Annotated in this window: 13 protein-coding genes; 11 read left to right on the plus strand and 2 right to left on the minus strand. The window is 39.3% G+C overall.

The window, feature by feature from the left end; genetic code table 11:
- The first annotated feature begins 14 nt into the window (after positions 1–14).
- The 7 genes from ycaO (at position 15) to folX (ending at position 8,706) form a co-directional block, all read left to right on the plus strand.
- On the plus strand, positions 15–1,775 hold the full coding sequence (ycaO, locus tag H5117_RS11770) for a 30S ribosomal protein S12 methylthiotransferase accessory factor YcaO (RefSeq protein WP_024595461.1): 1,761 nt from the start codon (positions 15–17) through the stop codon (positions 1,773–1,775).
- Positions 1,776–1,890: 115 nt separating this feature from the next.
- Positions 1,891–5,253: an ATP-binding protein gene (locus H5117_RS11775; RefSeq protein WP_182737992.1), complete on the plus strand. Its 3,363-nt coding sequence runs from the start codon at positions 1,891–1,893 to the stop codon at positions 5,251–5,253.
- A 43-nt stretch (positions 5,254–5,296) separates the two neighbouring features.
- Positions 5,297–5,926, plus strand: coding sequence for a YceH family protein (locus H5117_RS11780; RefSeq protein ID WP_182694489.1), 630 nt, complete (start codon positions 5,297–5,299; stop codon positions 5,924–5,926).
- Between the two features lie 68 nt (positions 5,927–5,994).
- Positions 5,995–6,825: an ammonia-dependent NAD(+) synthetase gene (gene nadE, locus H5117_RS11785; protein ID WP_024589633.1), complete on the plus strand. Its 831-nt coding sequence runs from the start codon at positions 5,995–5,997 to the stop codon at positions 6,823–6,825.
- A gap of 223 nt (positions 6,826–7,048) precedes the next feature.
- Positions 7,049–7,768: a dihydromonapterin reductase gene (folM, locus tag H5117_RS11790; RefSeq protein ID WP_182737994.1), complete on the plus strand. Its 720-nt coding sequence runs from the start codon at positions 7,049–7,051 to the stop codon at positions 7,766–7,768.
- A gap of 22 nt (positions 7,769–7,790) precedes the next feature.
- Positions 7,791–8,345, plus strand: a complete 555-nt coding sequence (gene folE / locus H5117_RS11795; protein ID WP_182737996.1) for a GTP cyclohydrolase I FolE — start codon at positions 7,791–7,793, stop codon at positions 8,343–8,345.
- Between the two features lie 4 nt (positions 8,346–8,349).
- Positions 8,350–8,706 (plus strand): dihydroneopterin triphosphate 2'-epimerase, encoded by a 357-nt coding sequence (folX, locus tag H5117_RS11800; protein ID WP_182737998.1) that lies wholly within the window; start codon positions 8,350–8,352, stop codon positions 8,704–8,706.
- Positions 8,707–8,722: 16 nt separating this feature from the next.
- Here folX and H5117_RS11805 read toward each other — a convergent pair whose 3' ends face one another.
- Together H5117_RS11805 and H5117_RS11810 are read right to left on the minus strand one after the other, a co-directional pair.
- A complete protein-coding gene (locus H5117_RS11805; RefSeq protein ID WP_182195417.1) occupies positions 8,723–9,157 on the minus strand; it encodes a YqaA family protein in 435 nt (144 codons plus the stop codon).
- 228 nt (positions 9,158–9,385) lie between these two features.
- Positions 9,386–9,751 (minus strand): DUF4870 domain-containing protein, encoded by a 366-nt coding sequence (locus H5117_RS11810; RefSeq protein ID WP_182696051.1) that lies wholly within the window; start codon positions 9,749–9,751, stop codon positions 9,386–9,388.
- A gap of 185 nt (positions 9,752–9,936) precedes the next feature.
- On the opposite strand from H5117_RS11810, the gene H5117_RS11815 reads away from it, so the two are divergent.
- The 4 genes from H5117_RS11815 (at position 9,937) to H5117_RS11830 (ending at position 13,669) form a co-directional block, all read left to right on the plus strand.
- On the plus strand, positions 9,937–10,638 hold the full coding sequence (locus tag H5117_RS11815; RefSeq protein ID WP_154903805.1) for a spondin domain-containing protein: 702 nt from the start codon (positions 9,937–9,939) through the stop codon (positions 10,636–10,638).
- A gap of 10 nt (positions 10,639–10,648) precedes the next feature.
- A complete protein-coding gene (locus tag H5117_RS11820) occupies positions 10,649–11,383 on the plus strand; it encodes a spondin domain-containing protein (RefSeq protein ID WP_182738000.1) in 735 nt (244 codons plus the stop codon).
- 62 nt (positions 11,384–11,445) lie between these two features.
- Complete coding sequence (locus H5117_RS11825; protein ID WP_166377902.1) at positions 11,446–12,171, plus strand: response regulator transcription factor; 726 nt, start codon at positions 11,446–11,448, stop codon at positions 12,169–12,171.
- 10 nt (positions 12,172–12,181) lie between these two features.
- Entirely contained in the window at positions 12,182–13,669 is a 1,488-nt protein-coding gene (locus H5117_RS11830) for a cell wall metabolism sensor histidine kinase WalK (RefSeq protein WP_182738002.1), read from the plus strand.
- Positions 13,670–13,677: the final 8 nt, after the last annotated feature.

The raw sequence follows: 13,677 nt of genomic DNA on the forward strand, positions 1-13,677 counted from the left end.
TAGTTGAGATCAATATGACTGAAAAAACATTTATCAAAGGTAAAGACCGCGACCTAGAATCGTCAATCTCTACCATGCAAAACAAGCTTAAAGCCCTAAACATTAATGTTGAAGAAGCGCTTTGGCTTAACCCTGTAGCTAACTGTTATTCGGTTCATATAAAAGACAGCGACTGCGGTGTTATGTTTACCAATGGTAAAGGCGCAACCGACAAAGCATCTATTGCTTCAGCACTCGGTGAATACTTTGAACGTTTAAGCTGTAACTACTTTTTTGCAGACTTTTATCTAGGTGAAGAATTTGCTAATGGCGAGTTTACTCATTACCCAAGCGAAAAATGGTTTAAAGTTGAAGGCGATGAAGTGCCAGAGGGCATTATGGATGAAAGCTTATGGGATTACTTTGACCCAGAGCGCGAACTAAACGCATCACACCTTTTTGATTTTAACTCAGGCAATATCGACCGTGGTATTTGTACCCTGCCATACACACGCCAACGCGATAACCAAGACGTATACATTCCGGTAAACGTTATCGGTAATATTTTTGTATCTAACGGTATGAGCGCAGGTAACACCAAGTTTGAAGCTCGTGTACAAGGTTTATCAGAAGTATTTGAGCGCGCAATTAAAAACCGCATCATCGCCGAAGGTATTTGTTTACCAATCGTGCCTGAAGATGTTGTTAAGCAATACCCTAAAATTCACGAAGCGTGTGAAGAACTTCGCAGCCATGGCTTTCATTTACGTATTGCCGATGCATCACTTGGGGGCAAATACCCTGTAATGAGCGTAACGCTTATTAACCCAACAGATGGCTCTGTATTTGCTTCTTTTGGTGCTCACCCATCATTTGAAGTTGCACTTGAGCGTACCGTGACTGAGTTACTACAAGGTCGACGTCTTGATCAGCTAGATGTATTCCAACCTGCAACATTTGATAACGATGAAGTAGCAACACCAGAGAACATTGAACTGCACTTTATTGATTCAAGCGGTTTGATTTCGCATGATTTTTTCCGTGCAAAACCTGATTTTGAATTTGTACACTGGGACTTTAGCGGAACAACTGAAGAAGAATATAACTTCTGTACTGACCTAATTCATAGCATGGATCATGATATCTACATCATGGATTACACACACCTAAACGTATACGCATGTCGTATTTTAGTACCTGGCATGTCTGACATTTACCCTGTTGATGAGCTTATTTGGCGTAACAACAACGAAGGCGCAAAATTTCGCGAAACATTCCTATCGCTTGATCAGTACGATGCAGAGCAATGGATGGAAATTTACGACAGCCTAGAAGAAGCAGGCCACAGCGATATTATCCGCGCCGCAGAATTTATTGGCCTTGCAACCGATGCCGACACACCATGGCACACACTGCGTATAGGTGAGCTTAAAGCACACCTATGTTTAGCTGCAGGCAGCGAAGAAGCCATTGATTGGGTTGACTGGATACTTCATACAGGCCAAGTAAACGAAGAGGCAATGCGCCACTTCCGCTGTTTAAAAGCAGTTCTTGAAATTAAATACGATGACGAGCGCGAATACGCAGATTACCAAGATGCACTAGGCTTAATGTTTGGTGCTAATAATGTAGCGCTGGCTATAGAAATTGCCGAAGGTAAAAAGCAGTTTAACGGTTTAACTTTCCCTGGTTTATCGCTTGAAGGCTTTAAAAAGCATGCGGCGCTACTTGATGGTTACCGCAAGCTACATGTAGCAAAGCAAAATCACTGGGCGCGTGAAGTTAGCGACTCGTAACTCGCTAAACTACTAATTATAAAAAATAAACGGCGCATTTGTTAATGCGCCGTTTTCATTTGTGTAATAAATTAGCTATAGTTAATTTGCCTAAATTAACGCCACGATGTAGCAAATGCCACCATCTACTAACAATAAAAAAACGAACGTTCATAACTTTAAGTTGACCTTTTGGTTATCGCTTACGCTAACTGTACTAGTTGGTATCGTACTTGATCGTATTAACTACAATCGTGTTAAAGATGCCCATCGCCTACAAATTCTTTCTGAAGTAAGTACATATCGAGCTCAATTAGAATCTATTTTAGTTTCTAATATCCAACTAGTTCGAGGCTTAGGTGTTGCCGTAGCAGCGCAGCCTGATTTACAGCAAACACAGTTTGAACAAATTGCCCAACCACTATTTAAAACCTCAAATGAGCTTCGCAATATTGGTGGCGCTCCCGATATGGTAATTCGTATGACTTACCCCTTAAAAGGTAATGAAAAAGCACTCGGTTTAAACTTTTTAGAAGAAAAAAACCAACGCGCTGATGCTATTAGAGCTCGCGATACAAATACCATTGTAATGGCTGGCCCATTAAAATTAATCCAAGGTGACATAGCACTTATAGCCCGCGTTCCTGTTTACATACCGCCAGAAAATCGCTTTTGGGGATTACTTTCAGTTGTTCTCAACATTGACAAAGTCTATGAAAATTCAGGTATTTATGAGCTAGAAAAAGAATACAACGTCGCTTTACAAGGCAGGCATGGACTTGGCAGCAAAGGGGAGTTTTTTTACGGTAATCAAAACATAATAGAGCAAGACCCCCTTGAGTTTACGTTAAGCTTTCAAGGTGGCAATTGGCAACTTTACGTAGCACCTAAAATAGGTTGGAGCCCACCAAATTCAGCTGTATGGCCACTTAGGCTATCAATTATAATTATTTGCGGGTTATTAATTTGGGCCTTTTTATTCTTTTTGAAAATGCTTAATCGCCAGCAACAAAACGAAAAAATGCTTGAGGCAATGAGTGATCTAGCCCAAATAGGCGCATGGTCATTTAACTTAGAAACGAAACAAGTGTATTGGTCTGATATGACCAAAAAACTATTTAAATACCCATTAAATAGCCAACCAGAATGGCCTAAAGATTTAAATTACTTTAAAAAAGGCACTAGCAGAGAAACAATTAAACCTTTAATTGAACGAGCCATTAAATATGGTGAAAGCTACGAAGTTGAATTAGAAGTAATGGATGAAGAAGGTGAATCTGTTTGGGTACTCGTACATGGTGAAGCAGAACGAAAAAATGGACGATGCACACGTATTTTTGGCTCATTACAGAATATTGATACCCGTAAAAAGATTGAATTAGAAAATAATAAAACAGCATTACACAACGAAATTTTAGCTTCCCTTACCGTTAATAAATTAATATTAACTGGGCAGCTGAGCCAATCGAAAGATATTATCACTGAAGCAATCTGCCAAGCATTTGATATTAAACGTGCCAGTATTTGGTTTTTTAATGAAGACAAATCCCAACTAAGCCCTTTTGCCATACATAGCAAACATTCGTCTAGTGATAAAATTGACTCTATTTGGCTAAGAAAAAAACTTCCCGGCTTTTTTAATGCAATAGATCACCAGCCTGTATTTAATGTGCCTGACGCCCAAGAACACCCAATACTCGAGCCAATTAAAGAACAGTATTTAATGACTCTCGAGATTAAATCAATGCTGTGCGTAATAATCCCTGCAGGAAGTGGCGCTATAGGAGTCGTCTGCGCAGAGCAATGTCAATCAAAACGCTACTGGTCTAAAAACGAAGAAAGCTTTTTAATTGCCGTTGCTGCGTTAATAGGCAGCTTGCACTCAAGCCAACAGCGAATTGAAACCGAACAAAAACTAGTTTCTGCCAAAGAAACCGCCGAACAAGCTGTTGAAGCTAAAAGTGAATTTTTAGCGAGTATGAGCCACGAAATTCGCACCCCAATGAACGGTGTTTTAGGGATGCTTAACATAATTAAGCAAACTCAATTGGACCTACAGCAAAAACATCATATAGAACTTGCTCAATCATCAGCTCAATCTTTGCTTAATATAATTAATGACATATTAGACTTTTCTAAAATTGAAGCCGGTAAGCTCGATATTGAAAACGTGCAATTTAATTTACCTCGGTTATTAGGCGAAGTGGTGGAATCCTTTGCTTTAAAGGTAGAACAAAACAATACAAAACTTATTCTAGATGCTACTCAAATAACTGTTAGCGAGATAATTAGTGACCCTAACCGCTTGCGCCAAATTTTAAATAACTTAATTGGCAACGCGGTTAAATTTACTATTGATGGCGAAGTAGTCATTACTGCCAGAATAGATGAAACAACGGATGGCTCGTTCCTTCAATGTTCGATTATTGATACTGGTATTGGTATTGACCCTAAAAAACAAGCGTCGTTATTTGACTCATTCACACAAGCCGATGCTTCAACAACACGCCAATTTGGGGGCACAGGGCTTGGCCTTGCCATAGTAAAACAATTGTGCGAACTGATGAACGGTGAAGTGAGTGTAAACAGTATGCAAGGTGAAGGAAGTACATTTTCTTTCACAGTACAAATACAACCGCGCTTAAGTAAAGAACAAGATTTACCGAGTCATTTAATTAAAAACAAACATATTTTAATTATTGATGAGTGCTCGTTAAATGCTAACACCGCTAATAAGCAGCTCACTGTTTGGGGTGCAAAAGTTAATTGTATACATAACTATCTTGAGGTTGATGATTACTTAAGTAATGTAACCACCCACCCTGGTGCTATTTTAGTTGATTACTACTTTTTTGAAAAAGCCCCACAAACGCATATCACCGCGCTTAAAAACTTTATAAATATGCATAGTTGCAAGTTAGTTATTATGGCGCCAATGAGTTATTCGTCTGAGGAGTCTAAAGTAGGTATGGAAGTCGACTGTATGATTTTCAAACCTCTCACACCGTCTGATTTGTTTGACTCACTCACAAACGATAAATACATTGAACAACAGCAGCAACAAGCACAGCTTCAAAATAAGCTAACTAAAGCGCCAGTACTCGATTCATCAGAACCACAACTATTGCTTGTTGAAGACAATAAAATAAACCAAGTGGTTGCCTCTGCGCTATTAAAGCAGGCGGGTGTTACTTTTGATATTGCCGAAAATGGCCTTGAGGCAATTGTAAAGCTCAATGCAAAACAAGGTAAACCATATAAGCTAGTTTTAATGGATTGCCAAATGCCCGAAATGGATGGCTACCAAGCCACTAAAGCCATTAGAGAAGGTGATGCAGGTAAAGATAATGAAAATATTACTATTATTGCGCTAACAGCCAATGCCATGCAGGGCGATAAAGAAAAATGTCTAGCCGCAGGCATGAACGACTATTTAAGTAAGCCTCTCGATTTAGCTGCATTACAACCAAAGCTTCAACAATGGCTTGGCATTCAATAAAGGTGTAAGCTAATAAAATACGCTTACTAATTTGAGATTATTTATGCAGTTATCAACAAATCAACAACGTATTCTTGGTTGCCTATTAGAAAAACAAAGCACGACGCCAGAGCATTATCCGCTATCGTTAAACGCTCTCGTGAACGCATGTAACCAAAAGTCTAATCGCGATCCTGTGTTAAGTCTTACAGATGAAGACGTGCAAAACGCACTTGATGAACTAATAGAAATGCGTTTGGTTACAATAGATGAAGGTCTTTCGGGTCGCGTAAATAAATACGATCACCGCTTTTGCAACACTGAATTTAGTAATCTGCAATTTTCTGCTCAGCAGCGTGCCATTGTTTGTTTATTACTTTTGCGTGGTGCTCAAACCCCTGGTGAATTAAGAACCCGCAGTGCTAGACTTGCTGATTTTAATAACGTAAATGAAGTAGAGACAGCGCTCAATAAACTGATTGAAAGCGAGTACGTCACAAAGCTAGAGCGTGAAGCTGGTAAACGTGACAGCCGATATATTCATTTATTTGGCGAACAACAAAATAATCCTGCCGATGCCTTTGTTGCGCTACCAAGCGAAGTAATTAAAGACAAAGAATTAAGCGATTTACTTGAAGAAGTAGAAAAATTAAAAGCAGAGCTTCGCCAAATAAAAGCTCATTTAAAACTTTAATTAACTAAAACTAAATCACATAATAAGTTTATTGCGTATCACATATTAAATTTTATAAGGAGCTGGCAATGCGCGCCGAAATTATGGCTGAAATGAAGGTTCAGCCAACGATTGATGTAAATGCTGAGATAACTCGCCGAGTTAATTTTATTAAAACACGTTTGGTAGCAGCTCATTCACGCTCGTTAGTACTGGGTATTAGCGGTGGTGTTGACTCATCAACCTGCGGCCGCTTATGTCAACTTGCTGTAAACGAGCTAAATAAAGAACACGATACTGACAAGTATCAGTTTATTGCAGTGCGCCTACCTTATGGTGTACAAGCTGACGAAGATGAAGCACAAATGGCGGTTGATTTTATTCAGCCAAGTAAACGTATGACCGTAAACGTACAACCTGCGGCTGATGCATTGCATGAGCAAGCGATAGCTGCCGTAGTTGGCTGTGGTGAAGCACTGCCTGAGCAAGCTCAAATAGATTTTATTAAAGGTAATGTTAAAGCGCGTCAACGTATGGTTGCTCAGTACGAAATTGCAGGTTTTTGCCAAGGCCTAGTAGTGGGTACCGATCATAGTGCTGAAAACATTACTGGTTTTTATACTAAATTTGGTGACGGCGCGTGCGATTTAGCCCCTCTGTTTGGTTTATCAAAACGCCAAGTTCGTGCACTTGCTACTGCACTAGGTGCGCCAGCTTTATTGGTAGATAAAGCACCTACAGCTGATTTAGAAAGTGACCGCCCAGGTTTAACAGACGAAGAAGCACTTGGTTTGAGCTATGAGCAAATTGATGACTTTTTAGAAGGTAAACCTGTGTCTAATGATGTTGAACAAAAGCTTGTAAGCATTTACACGCGTACACAACATAAGCGTCAACCAATTCCGACAATTTACGATTAAGGTTTAGTAGCTAAAATAAAGCAATTAATGCCTTTGAGGATTAATTGCTTTTTTGATCGACAGATTAAGAAGCTGCGTATATTTTAATAAATTAACGCTTTGAATTTTATAATACCAATTGCATTAAATTAGTGAGCTATTATAGCCCTATGAAATAGCGATAAAATGATGATATTTTTAATTATATTGGTATAACTACCCGCCAAAGAGAACACTGCCTTATATGACATCGCCCATTTTAATTACCGGCGCAGGCCAACGTATTGGTTTAGCACTCGCTCAGCATTATATAACCCAAGGGCAGAGTATTATTATCACGTATCGTACTCGTCACGCCGCTGTTGATAAATTAGAGCAACAAGGCGCTGTATGTATTTATGCCGATTTTAGTACCGATGAAGGTATTAGTACATTTATAAATACGCTTAAAGAGCATACAACATCGCTGCGCGCTATTGTTCATAACGCATCAAGCTGGGACTGCGAAGCTAACAACCCTGACTTTGCAGCACTGTTTGATAATATGATGCGGATACATGCCAAAACACCGTATTTAATTAATTTAATGTGCGCAGAGCTGCTTTTAAACTATCAGCAAAAGGAAAAAGTACCTGCCGATATAATACATCTTACTGATTATGTAGTTGAAACAGGCAGCCCTAAACACTTAGCTTATGCAGCAAGTAAAGCAGCACTCGACAACCTAACCAAATCGTTTAGCGCTAAATATGCGCCAAATATAAAAGTGAACTCGGTTGCTCCATCGCTCATTATTTTTAATGAACATGACGATGAGCAATATCGAGCTAAGACCCTTAAAAAATCATTAATGGGCATTGAACCCGGATGCCAAGAAATTATCAATAGCATTGATTTACTATTACAAAGCCACTACATCACAGGGCGCTCTTTGCCTATTGATGGCGGTCGTCATTTAAAGTAAATATAAATAAACTGAGATATTTATGCACAATGAATTAAAACAAAGTTATGAAAAAATCATCACCGCTGTAGGCGAAGATGCTAACCGCGAAGGCTTACTTGATACGCCAAAACGTGCTGCAAAAGCAATGGAATATTTAACGCAAGGGTATCGTCAAACGCTTGATGAAATAACTAATAAAGCAGTATTTACATCTGACGCTGACGACATGGTGTTAGTACAAGACATAGAACTCTACTCTATGTGTGAGCATCATTTACTGCCTTTTATTGGCCGTTGCCATATTGCTTATATACCAAACGGTAAAGTATTAGGCTTATCTAAATTTGCACGTATTGTTGATATGTTTTCACGCCGTTTTCAAATTCAAGAACAGTTAACGCATCAAATCGCTAAAGCAGTTGAAGAAGTTACTGGCGCTAAAGGCGTAGGCGTTATTGTTGAGGCAAAACACATGTGTATGATGATGCGTGGTGTAGAAAAGCAAAATTCAAGCATGCGTACATCAGTAATGTTAGGTAACTTTAGAAGCGATCCTAAAACACGTAACGAATTTTTGCAGCTTATAAAAGGTTAACCCTATGGCTAATGCAATTATTAACGTTACTAATTTACGCCTGCGTACGTTTATTGGCTTTAACCCCGATGAGCGTGAAAAAAAGCAAGATGTAGTGATCAATCTAGAGATTCACTACCCTGCTGATGATGCGTGTAAAACGGATGAAGTTGACCAAGCACTTAATTACAAAGTGATCACCAAAGAAGTTATTAGCTTAGTAGAGCAAGGGCACTTTTTACTGCTCGAAAAATTAGTTGCTGAAATTCTTGCCGTTTGTCACGCGCACCCAAACGTTCATTACGCTAAAGCACGTGTTGATAAACCACATGCACTGCGTTTTGCCGACTCAGTGTCGTTAACGCTTGATTGGGCTAAATAAGCACTTAAAAACTTATTTAAAAAAGCTTTTCGAATCCTACGGCAAGGGCGATAACCGCTAAATAGCGAGCGCCTTTGCCTAGTGTTACTAACAGTAAAAAGGTACTAAATCGTACTTTAAATATGCCTCCAATCACCGTTAATGGATCTCCCACAACCGGCAACCAAGCAAATAACAAACTATACACTCCATATTTGTTAAATTGCTTTTGTGCGCTATCAAGCCCTTTTTGCGATACAGGAAACCATTTTTTATCTTTAAAACGCAGTACCTGCGTGCCTAACCAGTAATTAACACAGCTCCCTAACACATTTCCAAGTGTTGCTACGCACCACATAAGCCATAAATTAACTTTATCTTGAGTAATCATTCCCACCATTATCACCTCAGAAGAGCTAGGCAGTAATGTCGCAGATATAAATGCGCTAATAAATAACGTGAGATAAAGCATAATGCCCTTATGGCTAAACGTAAAAACCCAGCCTATAGCTGGGTTTATAATACCAATTTTATTAAAAACATGATCATTCTAGCGTATTAAATAACTCACTAACTACGTTAAAAATTATTTATATAGAACAACTATGTATCATAATTTTAGCCTTGTTATTGAGCTATTTTCTTATCGCTATAATAGGTCACTAATTTAATGCAATTGGTATAAAAATAAACTGTGTGTTTATTTTATCAAATTTAAACTAAACGGGTAATTAAACTCTTTACCTTCATTAGCTTTAATACTTGCCATTACAACCATTACAAACCCAAAAATTGCCACTATAGGTAGTAATATTAAGCCGATTGCTACAAACATCAGTACAAAACAAACTACATATGCAATTGCCATCGTTATTTGAAAGTTAAGCGCCTTTTTACCGTGCACGTCAACAATTGGCATTTCATCTCTTTTAATTAACCACACAATTAATGGCCCAATTATTGAGCCAAACGGCACAACAAACCCAGCAAGCGCACTTAAATGGCATAACATAGCCCACGTACGGTCATCTTTATTAACTGGTTCAACCTGTTGATTTTCTTCCATAACACTCTCCTTTTTGTTTTATGTATGTTGCCTCTTAACTAAACAAATGTCTACAAATCAACCAACGTATTTATGCTTAAAAATCACAGCGTGAAATCTTGTGATAAAAAAGTGATAAGTTTGTGAGAGTTTCTGGAGACGATTATTTAATACTCAACTCGAATCATCACTTACAGGAAATAATAATGAAAACTTCTACATTAACAATCGCAATTCTTTTAGCGGCAGCTAGCCAATCGACTATGGCCGCAGAATTAGACCTAAAAGTAACTAACCTAACCAAAGGTATTCACTTTACTCCACTGTTAATTACAGCACACAACAGCGAAGACACACTGTTTGAAGTAGCAACGCAAGCATCTACAGCACTACAAACAATGGCTGAAGGCGGCAATATTGAAGAGTTAGTTGCACAAGCAACTGCTGCGGGTAGTGATATGGCTGCAAACCCAGCTGAAGGTTTACTTGCACCAGCCGCATCTACAACGGCAACACTGAGCACGACTGACGGTAATGAGTACCTATCTTTAACTGCAATGATGCTACCAACTAATGATGGCTTTGTAGGCTTAAACAGCTGGAAAATCCCAACAGAAGCGGGTACTTACACAATTAATTTAAATGCTTACGATGCAGGCACAGAACAAAACAATGAGCTTGTAGTTGAAGGCTCTGGCGCACCAGGTACTCCGGGTATTCCTGCTGCTCCAGGTGGCGACGCTGGCACTGGCGGTACAGGTGTATTAAGTGGTGATACAAATACTAACATTCATATTCACCCGGGTAGCTTAGGTGATGACGATTTAGAAGCGGGTAATAGCGATTTAAGTAATACAGTACACAGATGGTTAAACCCAGTAGCACAATTAACCGTTACAGTTAAGTAGGAGCATGATTATGTCATCTGCTAACAACCTTAAAAAAAGTCTACTAGTTCTTGCACTTGCAACCACACTTGCAGCGTGTAGCGATAATGATAACGACCCAGTTATTGAAGAACCGGTCGTTGTTGAGCCAATTGTTGTAGAACCTGTGATAAGTGAGTTTACTATTACTTTTAGTAACTTAACTGCAGGACAGCCTTTATCACCACTCTCTGTCATTGCTTTTGAAGATGAAGCACCTTGGACATTCGGTACAACCGCTTCTGTTGGCTTAGAAATGCTTGCAGAAAGCGGCGCAAATGAAGAATACCTCAGCTACGAAAATGCACTTGCTGCAGTTTCAGCTGAAGGCGCTATTGCCCCTGGCGAAACCACCACAGTAATCATTACTGTTGAAGAGCAAGAAACGCTTAATTTGTCATTTGCTGCCATGCTTGGGAATACAAATGATGCTTTTACCGGTCTTAGTTCTTTAGATGTATCAACATTAGAAGTTGGCGGTTCGTTATCACGCACAACGACTGCTTATGATGCGGGTACGGAAGCAAATACAGAAACAGCTGAAACTGTGCCAGGTCCTGCCGCTAGCGGTGAAGGGTTTAACGAAATACGTGACGATACAGCCGATATAATAACGATGCATCCAGGCATTGTTTCAAATCAAGATGGATTATCTACATCAGCACTTGGTGTTGAACATAAGTTTGATAACCCAGTATCGAAAATAGTAATTACGCGCACGCAGTAACGTTCCAGCTTGTAATGGGGAAGTAAGGGAGCACGGATGCCCCCCTTTTTACGAGGTTATACATGCGTCACGAAAAAATATTAGTAGTAGAAGATGACAGAGAAATAGGTAAGTTAATTACCACGCAGCTAACGTCGCTTAACTTACATGTTGATCATGTTGTAAGCGCAGAACTAGCCTTAAAAAAAATAGCTAAGCATCCCTACGGACTTATTTTACTCGATATAAACTTACCCCAAATGGATGGTTTGAGCTTATGCCGAAAAATAAAAGAGCATTACCCTACTACCTCCGTTATTTTACTCACCGCGCTGAGTAGCGATATGGACAGAGTTATTGGCCTTGAAATGGGCGCCGATGATTATATTTGTAAACCCTTTTTTGCACGCGAATTACAAGCCAGAGTCAAAACCCAATTACGGCACAGAGCACAACTACTCGCAGGCCAAAACAACGACAACTCCCCCGTTGATAGCGAACAAACACTAAATGTAGGCTCACTCAATATAGAATTTAGTTCGCACCAAGTGTATTTAGGCAAGCAAGCCCTTAACCTTACCGCCACCGAATTTGATTTACTCGTTTACTTTGCACGCCATCCTAATCATGTTTTTAGCCGTCAGCAGTTACTCGATAAAGTATGGGGTTACCAACACAGTGGTTACGAGCACACGGTTAATTCACATATAAACCGCTTACGTGCCAAGCTAGAAGAACACCAACAAGCGCCTATCATCGAAACAGTTTGGGGGGTTGGTTACAAACTAAACCCTAGCCAACTCAATTAAGGCACCTATTATGAAATTATCTTTGTATCAAAAATTAGCTATATCGCTAGTTGTCATTTTTTGTTTTATTTGCGCCCTAGTTTACGGCTGGAGCAAGCAATTAGAACTCACCTCAAAACATCATGCTGAGCAAAAATTACATTTGGCGCTTGCCGAACATTTAGTACAAGATAACCCATTAATAAAAGAAGGTGTTTACGACTATAAAGCGCTTGAAAACCTCTTTCATACCTTGATGTTATTAGGCCCTGCGTTTGAATTTTATTTTGTAGACGAAACCGGAAAAATTCTTACTTACTCAGCAAAGCCGGGTAAAGTTAAACGCACGCATATTAGTTTAACGCCTTTAAAAAGGCTGATTAACGACCCAAGCGCTGCACCTATCTATGGTGATAATCCTCGTAATAAAGAGCAACAAAAAATATTTTCAGCCGCGCCAGTATTTAATCAAGATAAGCTACAAGGCTATTTATATGTAATTATTGGTGGTGAGGCTTACGACACCTCACTAAGTACTGTAAAAAATAATGATAAGTTATGGCTAGCCGCTTTATGGCTTGGCTCTGCACTCGCATTTTTATTTATTGCGATGCTAATTTTGCTACGCTTTTTTACCAACCCAATTCAGCGCTTAGCCCGCGATGTTAGTAATATTGAAGCCGCTAACTACAGCCTTACCGACACCAAGCTAAGTAACTACTCAACGCAAAAAAGTAACGAAGTGCATAGTTTAGAGCGAAGTATTCAAGCCATGCTTACCCGTATTAACGAGCAGTTTAAAGCACTTGAGCAAGGCGATAAGCAACGCAAAGAGTTACTGACTCACTTATCGCACGACCTACGCACCCCACTTGCTTCACTGCAGGGGTTTTTAGAAGTTTTAAATCAGTCAGGTGAGCAATTAAGTCAAAAAGAACAACAAGAATACTTACAGGTATCGCTTAATAATTGTGGGCAATTAAAGCTACTCATAGAGCAAATATTTGAACTTGCTCACTTAGAAAATGGCGAAATAAGTATAAATAAAGAAACCTTTAATTTAGGTGAACTCATTTACGATTGCATGGCAAAATTTAGTTTAGCCGTTGATAAAAAAGGCATTAGTTTGTCGGTAGAACCTGCGATTTGTGACTTTCCTGTGGTTGCCGATATAGCTAAATTAGAGCGCGTGTTAAGTAACTTAATTGACAATGCAATTAGGCACACCCCTCGCGGTGGCAGCATTGCAGTACATGTAAAGCGCAGTGACGATAATCAACTATTTGTGCATGTATCAGACACAGGCGTAGGTATAAAAGAAGATGAGCTGAATGCTATTTTTGACCCGCACTACCAAGCAAGTAATTCTAATAAAGAAGGGCGCCAGCAAGGTGGTTTAGGATTGGCCATTTGCAGAGGGTTATTAAAACTAATGGATAGTGAAATTTACGTACAAAGTGAAATTGGTAAAGGCACTATGTTTAGCTTTAATTTACCACAAAAAAAGGTGCTTTCTTAAAAAGCACC

Source organism: Pseudoalteromonas sp. SG45-1 (assembly GCF_014164135.1).
GTDB lineage: Bacteria > Pseudomonadota > Gammaproteobacteria > Enterobacterales > Alteromonadaceae > Pseudoalteromonas > Pseudoalteromonas distincta.

Excerpts from the sequence above, each read along its gene's own strand:
- ycaO (WP_024595461.1), top strand. The coding sequence starts at position 15 with ATGACTGAAAAAACATTTATCAAAGGTAAAGACCGCGACCTAGAATCG.
- H5117_RS11775 (WP_182737992.1), top strand. The coding sequence starts at position 1,891 with ATGCCACCATCTACTAACAATAAAAAAACGAACGTTCATAACTTTAAG.
- H5117_RS11780 (WP_182694489.1), top strand. The coding sequence starts at position 5,297 with ATGCAGTTATCAACAAATCAACAACGTATTCTTGGTTGCCTATTAGAA.
- nadE (WP_024589633.1), top strand. The coding sequence starts at position 5,995 with ATGCGCGCCGAAATTATGGCTGAAATGAAGGTTCAGCCAACGATTGAT.
- folM (WP_182737994.1), top strand. The coding sequence starts at position 7,049 with ATGACATCGCCCATTTTAATTACCGGCGCAGGCCAACGTATTGGTTTA.
- folE (WP_182737996.1), top strand. The coding sequence starts at position 7,791 with ATGCACAATGAATTAAAACAAAGTTATGAAAAAATCATCACCGCTGTA.
- folX (WP_182737998.1), top strand. The coding sequence starts at position 8,350 with ATGGCTAATGCAATTATTAACGTTACTAATTTACGCCTGCGTACGTTT.
- H5117_RS11805 (WP_182195417.1), bottom strand. The coding sequence starts at position 9,157 with ATGCTTTATCTCACGTTATTTATTAGCGCATTTATATCTGCGACATTA.
- H5117_RS11810 (WP_182696051.1), bottom strand. The coding sequence starts at position 9,751 with ATGGAAGAAAATCAACAGGTTGAACCAGTTAATAAAGATGACCGTACG.
- H5117_RS11815 (WP_154903805.1), top strand. The coding sequence starts at position 9,937 with ATGAAAACTTCTACATTAACAATCGCAATTCTTTTAGCGGCAGCTAGC.
- H5117_RS11820 (WP_182738000.1), top strand. The coding sequence starts at position 10,649 with ATGTCATCTGCTAACAACCTTAAAAAAAGTCTACTAGTTCTTGCACTT.
- H5117_RS11825 (WP_166377902.1), top strand. The coding sequence starts at position 11,446 with ATGCGTCACGAAAAAATATTAGTAGTAGAAGATGACAGAGAAATAGGT.
- H5117_RS11830 (WP_182738002.1), top strand. The coding sequence starts at position 12,182 with ATGAAATTATCTTTGTATCAAAAATTAGCTATATCGCTAGTTGTCATT.